The organism is Pelagibius sp. (assembly GCF_028281305.1).
Classification (GTDB): Bacteria; Pseudomonadota; Alphaproteobacteria; order Kiloniellales; family Kiloniellaceae; genus Pelagibius.
Window position 1 is genome coordinate 1 of the sequence record NZ_JANQKD010000074.1, and the last position, 14231, is coordinate 14231.

Consider the following 14231-nt stretch of genomic DNA (forward strand, 5'->3'; position numbering starts at 1 on the left):
TAGCCACTCGGGCACCCCTCCAGCCGACGCAACCGGTGGTGCGATGGAGTTGCGAAATATGTTGATTTAATTCAGCCTGTCAACTTCTAAACACGGCAATAGCGCCCCTTTCCGACCATTTTCATCGGCCGGTCGAAAGGAGCGCAGAGAAACGCTGCTGCCTGTCTGTATAAATAGTAGGTCTCGGAATGACCAAACGCAAGCCCAAGCTGGCCCCGGGCGCCGGCCGCAAGCCCCGAACTCCCAGGCGCTCCGCGGCTCCGGGCCACGACTCCAGGCGCCGGCGCAGCGCCGGCGCACTCACCCCCGGCAGCCTCTGGCTCTACGGCGTCCATCCGGTGCTGGCGGCCCTCGCCAATCCGCGGCGGCACATCCAGCGGCTGCTGCTCAGCCCGGAGGCGGCCCAGACCTGGGGCCAGCGCCTGCGCCAGGAGCGCGCCGCGGCCCACGCGCAGGTCGCGGCCGAGACCCTGAGCCGCCCGGAAATCGAGTCTTTCCTCCCTGAGGGCGCGGTGCACCAGGGCCTGGCGGCCCAGGTCGCGCCGCTGGATCAGCCGTTTCTGGAGGAGATCGCCGCCGGCGCCCGGGTTGCGGAGGCCGGGCGGCGGGTCATCCTGCTGCTGGACCAGGTGACCGATCCCCACAACGTGGGGGCCGTCCTGCGCTCGGCCGCCGCCTTCGGCGCCCTGGCGGTCGTCAGCCTGGACAAGGGTGCGCCGGAGGAGAGCGGCACCCTCGCCAAGTCGGCCTCCGGGGCGCTGGAGGTCGTCCCCTATATCAAGGTGACCAACCTAGCCCGGGCCCTTGACGGCCTGAAGGAAGCAGGCTTCTGGTGCCTCGGCCTGGCCGGCGAAGCGCCCGGGACCCTGGCAGGAAGCGATCCGGCCGAAGCCGTGGCCCTGGTGCTGGGCGCAGAGGGCAGCGGGCTGCGCCGCCTGACGCGGGAACGCTGCGACCTGCTGGTACGGCTGCCGACCCGCCCGCCCATCGAATCCCTCAATATCTCCAACGCCGCCGCCGTCGCCCTCTACGAGCTCCTGGGGCGCGGCTGACCGCCCTCTCCAGGACACCGGCAGCCCGCCCGGCCTGCTTGCCAGTCGCGCGAGGGCCGTGTTAGCGGTTTGCCCAAATCAACACGCAGGTGATCATGAGTTCCGCCATCGAAGCCTTTTTGAAGGACAACCGGATCGACGAGGTCGAATGCCTGGTGCCGGACATGGCCGGCATTGCCCGGGGCAAGATCCTGCCGGCCAAGAAGTTTCTGGACGGCATGCGCCGCCACGGCCTTCGCATACCGGAGGATGTTTTCGTCCAGACCGTGAACGGCGACTATCCGGAAGACCCCAGCTCCGTCGTCAGCGCCTCCACCAAGGACGTCTACCTGATCCCGGACGAGGAGACGATCCGCATCGTCCCCTGGTACGAGGAGCCGACCGCGCAGGTCATCTGCGATGCCTTTCACTTCAGCCACGAGCCTGTGGAAATCGCCCCGCGGCGCATCCTGAAACAGGTCCTGGAGCTCTACGCCGAGCAGGGCTGGACACCCACCGTGGCCCCGGAGCTGGAGTTCTTCCTGGTCGACGTGAACACCGATCCGGACTATCCGCTGGAACCGCCGATCGGCCGCTCCGGGCGCCGCGAGACCAGCCGCCAGGCTTACGGCCTGGACGCCGTCAACGAGTTCGACCCGATCTTCGAAGAGGTCTATGACTTCTGCGAGGCGATGAACATCGACATCGACACCCTGACCCACGAGGGCGGGGCCGCCCAGATGGAGATGAACTTCAACCACGGCGACGCCCTGCGCCTCGCCGACCAGGCCTTCCTCTTTAAGCGCGCGGTGCGCGAGGCCGGCCTGCGCGGCAAGGTCTACGCCACCTTCATGGCCAAGCCGATGCAGGGCCAGCCGGGCAGTTCCATGCACGTCCACCAATCGGTGCTGGACGCCAAGACCGGCCGCAACCTCTTCGCCACCAAGTCCGGCAAGGACACCGCCCTGTTCCGCAAGCACATCGCCGGCCTGCAGCGCTACCTGCCGGCGGTGATGCCGCTGCTGGCGCCCAACGTGAACAGCTACCGCCGGCTGATGCCGGACTACGACGCCCCGATCAACACCCACTGGGGCTACGACAACCGCACCGTCGGCCTGCGGGTGCCGAACTCGGGGCCGGAGAACCGGCGGGTCGAGAATCGCCTGGCCGGTGCCGACGCCAACCCCTATCTGGCGATCGCCGCCTCGCTGGCCTGCGGCTTCCTGGGCATGACGGAAAACCTGAAGCCCCGCGCGCCCATCGAGGGCAGCGCCTACCGCCTTGCCCGGACCCTGCCGCGCACGCTCTATGACGCGCTGGAACGCTTCAATTCCACGAAGGCGCTGAAGCCTGTCCTGGGGGCGCTCTTCATTCAGGCCGTGACCCTGGTGAAGTACGAAGAACTGGACGCCTACCAGCAGGTCATCTCCTCCTGGGAGCGCGAGCACCTTCTCTTGAATGTCTAGGGCTGGTAAAATCCGGGCTCGACGCGGGCAGCAGAGGCCCGTCGAACACGGATTTCGGGCAGCGGCATGGGGACGACGGCAAGCACCAGACAATCAGGCGGGAACGCGAACGGGGACGCCGGCTGCGGCGTTTCCCTGCGCTGCCGCTTGGCCGATCTGCTGCTGAACTGCGCAAGAATCGGCTTCAATCCTTAGACCGCCAGGGGCCCGGCACCGCCGGGAAGAGGATCCATCCCTGGTGACCTGAATAGGATTGTCGTCATGTCTACCCAAGCCCTGCGCAACTCCACCGCCGTCTGGCGCGCCGCCGACAGCCGCCACCACTTTCATCCCTTCACCGACTTCAAAGGCCTCGCCGAGGAGGGCGGCAGCCGGATCATCACCCGCGCCGAAGGTGTCTGGCTGGAAGACTCCGAAGGCAACCGCATCCTCGACGGCATGTCCGGCCTGTGGTGCGTCAACGTCGGCTACGGGCGCGAACGCCTGGCCAAGGCCGCCTACGACCAGATGGCGGCCCTGCCCTACTACAACACCTTCTTCAAGACGGCGACGCCGCCCTCCATCGAGCTCTCGGAGAAGCTGGCCGCGCTGACGCCGGAGGGGCTGACCCGGGTGTTCTACGCTTCCTCCGGTTCTGAGGCCAACGACACCATCGCGCGGATGGTCCGGCGCTACTGGAAGCTGGCGGGCCGGCCGGAGCGGCGCAACATCATCAGCCGCACCAACAGCTATCACGGCAGCACCATGGCCGCCGCCAGCCTGGGCGGCATGCAGCCCATGCACGCGCTCGACGACCTGCCGCTGCCCGGCTTCCACCACGTCCGCCAACCCTACTGGTTCGCCGAAGGCGGCGACATGGACCCGGCGGACTTCGGCATCGCCGCGGCCAGGGCGGTCGAGGACAAGATCCTGGAGCTGGGCCCGGAAACCGTGGCCGCCTTTATCGGCGAGCCCATCCAGGGCGCCGGCGGCGTGGTCATCCCCCCGGAAACCTACTGGCCGGAAGTGCAGCGCATCTGCCGGGAGCACGACATCCTGCTGATCGCCGACGAGGTGATCTGCGGCTTCGGGCGCACCGGGCACTGGTTCGGCAGCGATCTCTTCGACATCAAGCCCGACATGATGACCCTGGCCAAGGGCATCACCTCAGGCTACCTGCCGCTTTCGGCGGTGATGGTGGGCGACCGGGTCGCCGAAACCCTCTGGTCCATGGGCGGCGAGTTCGCCCACGGCTTCACCTACTCCGGCCACCCGGTCGCCTGTGCCGTGGCGCTGGAGAACATCGCCATCATGGAAGAGGAAAAGCTGGTCGAGCGGGTCCATGACGACACCGGGCCCTACCTGCAAGCGCTCCTGCAGGATCTGGCCGAGCATCCGCTGGTCGGCGAGGTGCGCGGCATCGGCTTCATCGGCGCGGTCGAGCTGGTCTCCGACAAGCCCAGCCGCAGCCGCTTCTCTCCGCGCGGGCGCGCCGGCACCCTCTGCCGCGACCACTGCTTTGCCAACGGCGTGGTCTCGCGCGCCGTCGGCGATGCCATGGTGCTGGCCCCGCCTCTCACCCTCACGCGCGCGGAAGCCGACGAACTGGTCCGCCGGCTGCGCCTTGCACTCGACCTGACGGCGGCAGACCTGAACATCCGCTAGCCGCCGGCAGCCAGAGAACCGGCCGCCGAGCAACGAAGGGAGACAGCAAGATGCGCGAGGTTACGGTGGCCGCCACCCAGATGGCCTGCGACTGGGACCGCCACGCCAATCTCGACAACGCCGAGGCCCTGGTGCGCGAGGCTGCCGGAGCCGGTGCCCAGGTCGTGCTGATCCAGGAACTCTTCGAGACACCCTACTTCTGCGTCGACCAGAAGCAGGAGTACTTCGCCCTGGCGCAGCCGGCCGAGGGCAACCCGGTGCTGCAGCGCATGAGCGCCCTGGCTGCGGAACTGAATGTGGTTCTCCCGGTCAGCTTCTTCGAGCGGGCCAACAACGCCCACTACAATTCGCTGGCGATGATCGACGCCGACGGCCGCAGCCTGGGCGTCTACCGCAAGTCCCACATCCCCGACGGGCCGGGCTATCAGGAAAAGTTCTACTTCAATCCCGGGGACAGCGGCTTTCGCGTCTGGCAGACCCGCTACGGGACTCTGGGCGCCGGCATCTGCTGGGACCAGTGGTTCCCGGAATGCGCCCGCGCCATGGCGCTGATGGGCGCGGAGATCCTGTTTTATCCCACGGCCATCGGCAGCGAGCCCCAGGACCCGGGCCTCAATTCGAAGGATCACTGGCAGCGCACCATGCAGGGCCATGCCGCCGCCAACCTGACGCCGCTGGTCGCCTCCAACCGCATCGGCCGTGAGGAGGGCGACGCCGCCGGCATCACCTTTTACGGCTCCTCCTTCATCGCCGACGCCACCGGCGCCAAGGTCGCCGAAGCCGACGAAGACCAGCGCTCCGTCATCACCGCCACCTTCGACCTCGACGCGCTGCGTGCCCAGCGTGCGTCCTGGGGCCTGTTCCGCGACCGCCGCCCGGACCTCTACGGCCCGCTGATGACCTTGGACGGCGGCGTCGCGGACAGCTGATGGCCGCAACCTCCGGCACCATTCGGCCGGCGCTCGCCGCCGACCAGGCGCGTATCGAAGCGATCGTCGCGGCGGCCTACACCCCCTACATCGCGCGCATCGGCAAGCGCCCGGGACCGATGCTCGACGACTATGCCAAGCGCATTGCGGACGGGCAGGCTTATGTGTTGGAAACGGCCGGTGACGTCGCCGGCATTCTGGTGCTGGAGGCGGGTGACGGCCATCTGCTGCTGGACAACATCGCCATCGACCCGACCCGCCAGGGGGGCGGGCACGGAAGAACCTTGATGGCTTTCGCAGAAGAAGAAGCGCACCGGCGGGGCTACAACCGCATCCAGCTCTACACCCATGCACTGATGTCGGAAAATGTCGCGCTCTATCGGCGCAACGGCTACCGCGAGCTGGAGCGCAGAACCGTCAGCGGCTTTGACCGCGTCTACATGGAAAAGCGTGTTTAGACGGGAACGCCGCCTGCCAGACCTCTGACTTTCATTCGAAGTCTTCGCCTTCCGTCAGGACCAGAAAGCCCGCGTTGTCCTCGTCGAGCCCAAGGTCCTGGCTGCCGCGCGAAAGCACGTCGTCCATGTCCAGCCGCGCCGTCCTCACGCCCTGGCGCGCCGCCGCTTCGCGGAAATCAATCACGTTCATGTCGTTGCCCTTCATGACCCCGCCTGCCCGGCCTTGCACCGGTTGGCGGAATCGCTGCCCATACATATGAAAATGTAGGAGCGGTGGCCCTGCAACGCTGGGACAAACCTGAGGCAAGTCCGCCCTCTTAGGCTGCATATACGCAAAAGAAACTGGAGTGAATTCGCGCCAGGGCAATACGCTGGGAATCTTTACCCGGACAGGCGCAGCGCAAAGAGAAACGGCGGAGCCCGTGAGAGCTCCGCCGCTTCTACCCCGATGCCTGCCGCAGGGGTCAGTGCAGCTCGATCCAGACGGTTTTCACTTCGGTGTACTTGTCCATGGCGTGGAGCGACTTGTCGCGGCCGAAGCCGGACTGCTTGAAGCCGCCGAAGGGCGTCGACATCTCGCCGGCATCGAAGCAGTTCACCCAGACCACGCCGGAGCGCAGCGCCTTGGCCGCTTTGTGAGCCTTGTTGATGTCGCTGGTCCAGACCGCCGCGGCGAGGCCGTAGATGGTGTCGTTGCCGATGCGGACCGCCTCTTCCGGGTCGGAGAAGCTGATGGTCGAGAGCACCGGCCCGAAGATCTCTTCCTGGGCGATGGTCATGTCGTTCTTCACATTGTCGAAGACCGTGGGCGCGATGTAGTAGCCGCCGGTCTCGGCCATGACGCGCTCGCCGCCCATGGCCAGCCTGGCGCCCTCGCTCTGGCCCTTTTCGATGTAGCCCAGCACCCGCTCCATCTGGGTGTCGTCGACCATGGCGCCCATCTGGGTCGCCGGGTCCAGCGGATCGCCGATGCGCATCTGCTGGCCGACCTTCATGATGCGCTCCAGCAGTTCGTCCTTCACGCTCTCCTCCACCAACAGGCGGGAGCCGGCGTTGCAGACCTCACCCTGGTTGAAGAAGATCGCCCAGGCCGCCGCCGTCGCCGCGGCGTCGAGGTCCGGCGCATCGGCCATGACGATGTTGGGGGTCTTGCCGCCGCACTCCAGCGAGACCCGCTTCATGTTGGACTCGCCCGAGTATTTCATGAACAGCTTGCCGACCTCGCCGGAGCCGGTGAAGGCAATGGCGTCGACGTCCATGTGGCGACCAAGCGCCTGGCCCGCCGTCTCGCCGAAGCCCGGGACGACGTTCAGCACGCCCTCGGGCAGGCCCGCCTCGACCGCCAGCTCGGCGGCGCGGATCACGGTCAGCGGCGACTGCTCGGCCGGCTTGATCACCATCGAATTGCCGGTGGCCAGCGCCGGGCCCATCTTCCAGGCCGCCATCAGCAGCGGGAAGTTCCACGGCACCACGGCGCCGATAACGCCCAGCGGCTCGCGCAGCATCATGGCAACCGCGTTGTCGCCGGTGGGCGCCACCTCATCATAGATCTTGTCGATAGCCTCGCCGTACCAGCGGATGCAGTTGGCGACGGCGGGAATGTCGATGCGGGCGGAATCGCCGATCGGCTTGCCCATATCGAGGGTCTCCAGCAGCGCCAGCTCGGTGGCGTGCTCCTCGATCAGATCGGCCCAGCGCTGCAGCACCTTCTTGCGCTTGGCCGGGTGCTGGCGCGACCAGCGCCCGTCCTCGAAGGCGGCGCGGGCGGCCTTCACCGCACGGTCGACGTCTTCCGCCTCGCCGGCGGCCACCGCCGTCAGCACCTTGCCGTCGACAGGCGAGACGCAGTCGAAGGTCTTGCCGGAGGCGGCATCGGCGAACTGGCCACCGATGAAGGCCTGATTGCGAAAGGACAGGCCCTGGGCCTGGGTCTTGAGGGATTCGATGGAGAGGGCCGCTGACATGGCGCTAATGCTCCCTGGTGCCGGCCACGGCTGTGGCGCGTTTGGTTGGCTGTAGCTGGTTGGCTGTTTGCTGGTTAGCTGTTTGCTGGTTAGCTGTTTCCTGGGGGGGCCAAAAGGCCCGCGTTCCCGGACCTTAAGCCCGCCCCGTCAGGCAAGGCAAGCCTTGGCGCCCGGGGGCATAGCCGACCCGCAGACACCGCATGGGCCGCGCCCTAAAGCCAGGACGGCGGCCAGCGACCTTGCGGTGCGGCCCCGCCCACCCTATCTTGCCGCCCGATGGCATCAGGCGCCGAATGCCGTTCAGGCGGCGCCCGCCGGGGCCGGCTTAGCTCAGCTGGTAGAGCATCTGATTTGTAATCAGAGGGTCGGGGGTTCGAGTCCCTCAGCCGGCACCAGCACCTCCAAAAGCACAACGGCGAACATGCCGGTCGCGCAACCTTTGTGTCTCACCCTGCGATCTTGGTCCGGCTGTGCGAACAGCAATAAGAGGCGGGGCACTCGGCACCGCCTAATCAAATCTCTTAATGCGCGTATAGCTTTCTCTAATATTCGTTTTACAGTTGCATAAACCGCGCGACTTTGGCCACCATGTGCGTCCGAAAGGACGAGCGCATGCTACTTGTGGCGGAGCCGAAAAAGACGCGGGTCGACAAGCCTGACCCTGAAGTCTCGGGCGCTTTTCATGACGTCGTCACCCACGACCTGGAGATCCTCGACAGAGCCGGCGCCGAGATCGAAGAAGCCGAAGGCTCCGTTCCGGATCCGGATGAGGGTGCGTCGGATGAAGGCGCATAGGTTCCGCGCCGAAGGAATCTATCTGCCAAACCGCTCCAGCACCGCCATTGCCATCGCTTCCCCGCTTTCATAGGCGCATTCGACCCGGGCGCCGAGGCACCAGTCGCCGCCGATGAGGAGGCTGCCGTCGTCGCTGGCGAGGTGGGGCTTTCCCAGCGGTGCGGTGGTGAGGGCGTAGCGCCAGCGGTGGGCGACGGCGTGGTCGATGGGCGGCAGGTCGCGCCCGAAGGCGGCCGGCAGCAGCGCGACGATCCGCGCGGCGGCTTCCTCCCGCTCCAGCTCGAGGGTCGCGCCGCTCCATTCCGGGCTTGCGTGGATCACCCAGGTGTCGCGCCCGACCGCGCGGCCGGGCTTGGAGGCGTTGCGGGCGATCCAGGCCAACGCCTCCCCCTCCAGGCGGCAGGCATCGAAGCCGGGATCGAAGGACCCGGAAAACGTCACCATCAGGGCCCAACAGGGGGCAACGCGGACGGCGGCGAGGTGTTCCGCCAGCGCCGCTTCGCCGGCCGTCAGAGTCTGTGCCTGTGGCGCCGGTACGGTGCAAACTACGGTGTCGAAGGGTCGGTCCGCCTCCTCGTCAATGCCGTCCAGACACCAGCCTCCAGAAGAGCGGCGAAGGGCGGTGACCTGGCTCTGCAAGCGGATGTCGAGCCCCTCGGCCAGGGGGCGGACCAGGGCGTTCATCGCCGGGGCGCCGACCATCCAGTCCTCGCCGCACCCCTCCATCCCCGGCGCGAGACGCGGGCGCCAGAGATCCGCGCTGCCGGCCCGCCGCGCGTTTTCGAGGAGGGCGCGGAAGCCGGGACTGCGCGCGGTGATGTACTGGGCGCCGTGGTCGAAGGTCCGTTCGCCCTCGGCGCGGCGGGTCGCCAGCCGGCCGCCGAGGCCTCGGCTCTTCTCGAAGACGACCGGACGCAGGCCGGCATCCTGGAGGCGCCGGGCGCAGAGCAGGCCGGCGAGGCCGGCCCCGATCACGGCAATCCGTGCTGTGTCTTTCTCTCCCATCGCCCCCACCCAGCGCCCCGCCTAGCGATAGAAGGCGATGCGGCAGAGGACGAGATCGGCGGTAAAGGCGCGGCCGATGGCGACGAGCCCAAGCCGGCGCAGGCGGCTGACGTCCAGCGGCTTTTCGCTGCGGTAGGGCTGAAAGGCCGCGAAGGGAATCTCCAGGGTCGTTGCCTCCGATCCCGCCGTGAAAGCCGAGCGATAGGACTGCCAGGGCCGCGTGTTGTCGGCGCTGCGCAGATGCAGGCCGTAGTGTTCTCCATTGCCGCGCACGGTCAAACGCAGACCGGCATAGGCGGAGGCATCGAAGGTCTCGCCCGAGGACGTGAGGTCGAGGGCTGCCTGCACGAAGCCGCCGTTGTTCTCCAGCCGCACATCGCCGGTCAGCCGCAGGCAGGCGGAACCACCCTCCGCCTCTCGCGTCACAGAGGCTTCGGAGACCCCGCCCATCACCCGGTCGCTGACCGCGCGCCAGGGCGTGCCGAGTCGCGACACGAGGCCGGGATCGCTAAAGTCGTCGATCAGAAAGGATCTCGTCGGCGCCACCGTGTCGTCGCCCTTCCGCGCACCTGCAACACTATGCGATGCAAGCACGACCGAGGCGGTGCAGGCCAGCCCTGCCAGCAGAAGGCCTCGGCGTGCAAGGTCCGTCACGCCCCGGCCCGTCGGACAAGACCCTGCATCCAGGGACGGAGAACAAGGAAGAGATCATAGCAGCGCTCGAGGAGCCAGCGCATGGGCGGGAGGCGAAAGGCCCGCCCGAGAGCGCGGAAGGCCGGCAGTTCCTCCCAGAGGCGAGCGAAGGCAGCCCCGCCGGAGAGGAGGCGCCCCGAGGGCTCGCGCACGTGGAAGCGCGCCAGTGCCGCTTCACACGACAGGCCGGCCGTCGCCTCGCCACCGGCCAGTGCGCTGACGTCGCACCAGGCAACCGCCTCGGCCCCGCGCCGGCGTTGGTAGAAGGCGATTTCACGCCGGCACAGCGGGCAGGCGCCATCGTAGAAGACGGTCAGTCTTTCGGAGTCAGACATACGAGGTGCAGTCAGGCGCTTTCGGGTTTTGCGCCGACGTCAGGCTCCGCTGCGTCTTCGTCGTGGTGATTGTCGTGCTCCGCCGCGCGGTCCTTGCGCATGCAGGACTTGGCGGCGCAGGCTGCCAGCGCCCCAAAGGCGGCACCGGCGAGCAGATGAGCGCCGAAGTTGAGCCCCAGGCGAACAATCATTGCGCGCGCCTCCGCGCCCTGGACTTTGCACAGCAGCGGGCCATGGCGACGGCCGTCATCCCCATGGCGGCACCCAACAGAAACCCTTTCGTCGCAAGGGTATAGCTGGCCAAAACTCCCATCCCGAAGTCCTTTCCGGCGCCCTGGGATCAGACAGACCCGGGGCGCCTAAAGTCCTGATTTCCTTGATCCACGACTTAGCGCGCGGCGGAGCCCGGTCAAGCCGGCAGCAGGCGTAACAACACCTGGGCTTCCAGCCGAAACGCGCTAGATCTTCGGGTACTTCCGAAAAGTGGTAATAGCACAGTGTGTCATGACCCTGCCTGATCCGACCTTGGCCGAAAGCCTTCGGCCTGAACCGGTACCGCAAGAGCCCTTCTACGACGATCTGGAGGCGGCCCTGGCGGAGGCCTGGGACCAGCTGCGGCGCGGCGCGGCCGACCGGCGGGCCGCCTTTCACACCCCCTGCCTCGCCACGGTGCGGGCGGATGGAACGCCGTCGGCCAGAACGGTGGTGCTGCGGGCCGCCGATCAGGAGACCGCAACCTTGCGGTTCCACACCGACCGGCGCTCCGCAAAGGTGAGCGAGATCAGCGACCGGCCGGCAGTCGCCCTGCACTTCTACGATCCCGGCCGCAAAATCCAGCTCCGCGTCGAAGGCCTCGCAAGCCTGCACCGCGACGACCCCATCGCCGATGGTGCATGGAAGGCGACCCGCCCCTTCAGCCGCGCCTGCTACCGGGTGCCGGCAACGCCGGGCGAAGAGATCGCGGCGCCCCTCCCTGCGCACCTTGGGCCCCCGCACCTCGGACCCGCGCAGCTCGGCCATGCCGGGCAGGGCGAGGCCGGCGCCGAACACTTCGCCGCCGTCGTTGTGACACTGCGCAGCATCGAGTGGCTCTACCTCGCCGCCCGGGGCCATCGCCGGGCGCGGTTCATCAGAGACGGCCAGATCTGGGAGAAGACCTGGTTGGTGCCCTGAAGACTTCCATGCGCACGGCTCACGCTATTTGCGGCGTTACGTGCAGACCAAGCCAGATGGTCGGACGGAGAGGATCGGTCCAGGTCACCCGGTGGCGGCAGCGCGCAGGCAGCAGCAGCGCATCGCCCGGCACAAGGTCGCGCTCCTCCAGGTTCCCGTCGCCGGCCTCAATAGCAAGGCGCGCAGCGCCGGCCAGAAGCAGGACCCATTCGTCGCTCTCCTGGTCGTACCAGTCGCCCTCCGGCGTCGTCTGCCCCTCGGAGACGATGCGTTCCAGCTTCACGCCCGGCCGTTCCAGCAGCGTTTCGAAGACCTCTGCCGCCGCGGCGGACGGCAGATCGCGCAACAGATTCGTAACAGTCGTCATGGCGGCCTCTCTAGCTGCGCAGGACAGGTCCCGGCAGTGCGGCATCGGTTGGCGCGCCGCGCCGGGTCTTCCGGGGCATCGCCGGAAAGATGTGATCCACCGCCCGGCCGGACACCGTAAGTGATAGCTGAGGTCCCAGAGATGGCATACACTTTCCCGCGTCGCGATGATAGGCTGGAGACATGATGACCCCCAGTTGCCGCAAGAGGTTCGGGAGTTTCGCAACGGTCCTGCTCTCGACCGCGCTGCTCTCAACCGCCGCCTCGAATGCCGCCGCCTCGAATGCCGCCGCCTCGAATGCCACCGCCTCGAATGCCACCGCCGCGGAAGCGACCGCGACCAAGCCCGTCACCGCCACCTACGAAGTCTACTTCGGCGGCTTCCACGTCCTGAATGCGGAAGCGACGCTGGAGAACGGCGGAGAGCGCTACCGCGTCACCGCGGCAGCGGAAACCCAGGGCTTTCTCTCCTGGTTCACGAGCTGGAAGGGCGAGACCGAGAGTGTCGGGCGCGTCGACCCGGACAGGATCGTGCCGCAGTGGCACGACAACCGCGGCACGCTGGACGACCTGGAGCGGATTGTCACGCTGCGCTACGACGACGAGGGCAACATCATCGAGTCCGAGGCCGTGCCGGAGCAGGACTGGGAAGGGCGCCACCCCCTGCCCGAGGATGCCGGCAAGGGCACGCTCGATCCCCTCAGCGTCATCGCCGGCATCGCCCAGCTGTTGCAGAACGGTGGCGCCTGCGAGGGACGCTTCGCCGTGTTCGACGGCCGCAAGCGCTATGACCTCAAGGTCGCCGATGCCGGCACCAAGACTCTGGAGCCCAACAGCTATTCGATTTTCGACGGCGTCGCCCGCGGCTGCCAGGTCGACTACGAGATGCTGGGCGGTCACCGCATCGAGCGCAACAAGTACGCCGCAACGGCGCGCGAGCGGATCATCTGGGTCGCCCGCCCGGCGGCGGACGCACCCCTGATCCCCGTGCGCCTGCAGATCGAAACCGGCTACGGCACCGTGATGGGCCACTTGACGGGCTACAGCCTCGACGGCCAACCCCCGCTCACCGACTGACTCGTTTAGTCCCCGCTAGTCCACGCGCTTACTAAAAACTGGTCCCCTTATCGCGACGCGCCTATGATGGCCGTCAAAGGGGACACCGCAGACAATGACTGTGCAGACCCGACGGCGGGCAGCCTTTACAGGCGCCGACCGCCTGGAAGCGGGCGACCGCATCCCGCCCTTTGCCCTGCCGGACGCGCACGGCGCCGCCGTCAGTCCCTTGGATGACTTCCGGGCCGGCAGGCCTCTGGTTCTGGTCTTCGAGTGCGAGGGGACGGAGCCGGACTTCGCGGCGGAACTGTCGGGGCTGGCAGCGATGCTGCCGGACGGTTCTTCTTCAGAGGCCCAAAGCCCGGCGGCACTGGCCGTCACCCGGCGCAGCCAGGACGAGAACCTGGCCTTGGCCGGGCAACAGGCTCTGTCCTTCCCGGTGCTCTCCGACAGCAAGAGCCAGCTTTACCGCGCCTGCGGCCTGGATGCCGCAACCATCGGCCGGACGGCCGTGACCTTCGTGCTCGATGCCAACCTGCGGCTTGTTGCCCTCGTCGACGGCGGCGGTGCCAGCCGCGGCCCGGCGATTGCCGCGGCGCTCGCGCAGGCCGCCGCCGAGGATCCCACAAGCGCTCCGCTCGCCGGGCACCCGCCGGTGCTGGTGCTGCCGCGCACCCTCAGCCCGGAGGACTGCAGCGATCTGATCGACCACTGGCACCGGCCGGCACCGCTGTGGGAGGCGGAGGGTTTTCAGACCCGCGGCTTCCAGCAGGAGAGCGGCGATTTCATGGTCCGCAATAAGGATTACGGCAAGGTGCTGCAGCGGGTGGTGCGCGACGCGGACCTGCAGAAGTACCTGGACGCGAAGCTGAACCGCCGGGTGATCCCGGAAATCCACAAGGCCTTCTCGGCGCAGATCACCCGCCGCGAGGAGTACCGCATCGCCGGTTACGATGCCGCCGAAGGCGGCTCCCTGGGCGCCCACCGGGACAACCCGACGAAGGAAACGCGGCACCGCCGCTTCACCGTCTCCGTCACCTTGAACGCCGGGGGCTTCGAAGGTGGCGCGCTGCGCTTCGGCGAGTACAGCCGGGAGGGCTATCTGGTGCCCACCGGCACGGCCATCGTCTGGTCCTGCTCCCTGCTGCACGAAGTGCTGCCGGTAACCTCAGGGCGGCGCTTCATCCTCGGCACGCACCTGTTCAGCGCGTAGGCGTCGCGGGGCTATCCGAGCGTAATTGCCTCGCGCCGGAACGGCGTAACATCGGGGTCGACAGTCTCGCCGAACTCCCGTGCGTAGCGGTGCCCAGCGAAGA

The 14231-nt window shown here is 67.6% G+C and carries 16 protein-coding genes and 1 tRNA gene; 10 read left to right on the forward strand and 7 right to left on the reverse strand.

The genetic code is table 11. The features are described from left to right. Positions 1–188: 188 nt before the first annotated feature. From rlmB to Q0982_RS14450, 5 genes are all read left to right on the forward strand, one after another. Positions 189–1052, forward strand: a complete 864-nt coding sequence (gene rlmB / locus Q0982_RS14430; RefSeq protein WP_299396710.1) for a 23S rRNA (guanosine(2251)-2'-O)-methyltransferase RlmB — start codon at positions 189–191, stop codon at positions 1050–1052. 95 nt (positions 1053–1147) lie between these two features. Next, positions 1148–2497: a glutamine synthetase family protein gene (locus Q0982_RS14435; RefSeq protein WP_299396712.1), complete on the forward strand. Its 1350-nt coding sequence runs from the start codon at positions 1148–1150 to the stop codon at positions 2495–2497. Positions 2498–2758: 261 nt separating this feature from the next. Then, positions 2759–4141 carry an aspartate aminotransferase family protein gene (locus Q0982_RS14440; protein ID WP_299396713.1) on the forward strand — a complete coding sequence of 461 codons (1383 nt, stop codon included), beginning with the start codon at positions 2759–2761 and terminating at the stop codon, positions 4139–4141. Between the two features lie 50 nt (positions 4142–4191). Further along, positions 4192–5070 carry an N-carbamoylputrescine amidase gene (aguB, locus tag Q0982_RS14445; RefSeq protein WP_299396714.1) on the forward strand — a complete coding sequence of 293 codons (879 nt, stop codon included), beginning with the start codon at positions 4192–4194 and terminating at the stop codon, positions 5068–5070. Beyond that, positions 5070–5528, forward strand: coding sequence for a GNAT family N-acetyltransferase (locus Q0982_RS14450; RefSeq protein WP_299396716.1), 459 nt, complete (start codon positions 5070–5072; stop codon positions 5526–5528). Before aguB ends, Q0982_RS14450 begins: the two co-directional genes overlap by 1 nt. A 31-nt stretch (positions 5529–5559) precedes the next feature. On the opposite strand, the gene Q0982_RS14455 is transcribed toward Q0982_RS14450, so the two are convergent. Both Q0982_RS14455 and Q0982_RS14460 read right to left on the reverse strand, forming a co-directional pair. After that, positions 5560–5733 (reverse strand): hypothetical protein, encoded by a 174-nt coding sequence (locus Q0982_RS14455; RefSeq protein ID WP_299396717.1) that lies wholly within the window; start codon positions 5731–5733, stop codon positions 5560–5562. 259 nt (positions 5734–5992) lie between these two features. Further along, positions 5993–7492, reverse strand: a complete 1500-nt coding sequence (locus Q0982_RS14460) for an aldehyde dehydrogenase (RefSeq protein ID WP_299396718.1) — start codon at positions 7490–7492, stop codon at positions 5993–5995. A 319-nt stretch (positions 7493–7811) separates the two neighbouring features. Between Q0982_RS14460 and Q0982_RS14465 the strand changes: the two genes are divergently transcribed. Next, positions 7812–7887, forward strand: a tRNA-Thr gene (locus Q0982_RS14465). Between the two features lie 217 nt (positions 7888–8104). Then, positions 8105–8287 (forward strand): hypothetical protein, encoded by a 183-nt coding sequence (locus Q0982_RS14470; RefSeq protein ID WP_299396720.1) that lies wholly within the window; start codon positions 8105–8107, stop codon positions 8285–8287. A gap of 18 nt (positions 8288–8305) precedes the next feature. On the opposite strand, the gene Q0982_RS14475 is transcribed toward Q0982_RS14470, so the two are convergent. Genes Q0982_RS14475 through Q0982_RS14490 form a run of 4 tightly spaced genes read right to left on the reverse strand, consistent with a single transcriptional unit; the run spans position 8306 to position 10511 of the window. After that, on the reverse strand, positions 8306–9292 hold the full coding sequence (locus tag Q0982_RS14475; RefSeq protein WP_299396721.1) for an NAD(P)/FAD-dependent oxidoreductase: 987 nt from the start codon (positions 9290–9292) through the stop codon (positions 8306–8308). A 21-nt stretch (positions 9293–9313) separates the two neighbouring features. Further along, the gene (locus Q0982_RS14480; RefSeq protein WP_299396723.1) at positions 9314–9946 is read right to left on the reverse strand and encodes a CIA30 family protein; all 633 of its coding nucleotides are present in this window, start codon (positions 9944–9946) and stop codon (positions 9314–9316) included. After that, on the reverse strand, positions 9943–10320 hold the full coding sequence (locus Q0982_RS14485) for a thiol-disulfide oxidoreductase DCC family protein (RefSeq protein ID WP_299396724.1): 378 nt from the start codon (positions 10318–10320) through the stop codon (positions 9943–9945). Before Q0982_RS14485 ends, Q0982_RS14480 begins: the two co-directional genes overlap by 4 nt. 11 nt (positions 10321–10331) lie before the next feature. After that, on the reverse strand, positions 10332–10511 hold the full coding sequence (locus tag Q0982_RS14490; RefSeq protein WP_299396726.1) for a hypothetical protein: 180 nt from the start codon (positions 10509–10511) through the stop codon (positions 10332–10334). A 313-nt stretch (positions 10512–10824) separates the two neighbouring features. Here Q0982_RS14490 and Q0982_RS14495 point away from each other — a divergent pair, with 313 nt between their 5' ends. After that, entirely contained in the window at positions 10825–11493 is a 669-nt protein-coding gene (locus Q0982_RS14495; protein ID WP_299396727.1) for a pyridoxamine 5'-phosphate oxidase family protein, read from the forward strand. Between the two features lie 19 nt (positions 11494–11512). Here Q0982_RS14495 and Q0982_RS14500 read toward each other — a convergent pair whose 3' ends face one another. Then, on the reverse strand, positions 11513–11860 hold the full coding sequence (locus Q0982_RS14500; RefSeq protein WP_299396729.1) for a cupin: 348 nt from the start codon (positions 11858–11860) through the stop codon (positions 11513–11515). A gap of 182 nt (positions 11861–12042) precedes the next feature. Between Q0982_RS14500 and Q0982_RS14505 the strand changes: the two genes are divergently transcribed. After that, complete coding sequence (locus tag Q0982_RS14505; protein ID WP_299396730.1) at positions 12043–12936, forward strand: DUF3108 domain-containing protein; 894 nt, start codon at positions 12043–12045, stop codon at positions 12934–12936. Positions 12937–13030: 94 nt separating this feature from the next. Continuing rightward, positions 13031–14128, forward strand: a complete 1098-nt coding sequence (locus tag Q0982_RS14510) for a 2OG-Fe(II) oxygenase (protein ID WP_299396732.1) — start codon at positions 13031–13033, stop codon at positions 14126–14128. Positions 14129–14231 lie beyond the last annotated feature (103 nt).